This is a genomic window from Jeotgalicoccus nanhaiensis, from assembly GCF_015235105.1.
Classification (GTDB): Bacteria; Bacillota; Bacilli; order Staphylococcales; family Salinicoccaceae; genus Jeotgalicoccus; species Jeotgalicoccus nanhaiensis.
The window spans coordinates 1-485 of sequence record NZ_JADGLW010000021.1 but is presented as its reverse complement, the minus strand read 5'-3'; the positions used below and the strand labels follow the sequence as shown (position 1 = coordinate 485).

General features: G+C 41.2%; 2 tRNA genes. Both read left to right on the top strand.

Annotated elements, in window-relative coordinates:
- Nucleotides 1-174 precede the first annotated feature (174 nt).
- Nucleotides 175-251: transfer RNA gene (locus IR135_RS11500), tRNA-Ile, on the top strand.
- Between the two features lie 15 nt (nucleotides 252-266).
- A tRNA-Ala gene (locus tag IR135_RS11495) sits at nucleotides 267-342 on the top strand.
- Nucleotides 343-485 lie beyond the last annotated feature (143 nt).

Sequence of the window (485 nt, the reverse complement as noted above, 5' to 3'; positions counted from 1 at the left end):
GTAACAAGGTAGCCGTATCGGAAGGTGCGGCTGGATCACCTCCTTTCTAAGGATATTACGGACATCTCTTTTGAGATGAATATCGGAGCCGTTGACATATTGTATTCAGTTTTGAATGTTTCTTTATAGAGATATTCTCGTATTTATAATATAATAACTCATTCATTATTTAATGGGCCTATAGCTCAGTTGGTTAGAGCGCACGCCTGATAAGCGTGAGGTCGGTGGTTCGAGTCCACCTAGGCCCACCATTAAATATACAATATGGGGGCTTAGCTCAGCTGGGAGAGCGCCTGCCTTGCACGCAGGAGGTCAGCGGTTCGATCCCGCTAGTCTCCACCATTTATATTATGAATTTATGTACATTGAAAACCGTATAGAAGTAAAGAGAAGAGTAAAACGATTTCAAATCGAGCAAACGAAATGAAAGCGAGAACGCAAACGTATCTAAAAGATACACTCACACAAATTTCATTACGATTAAG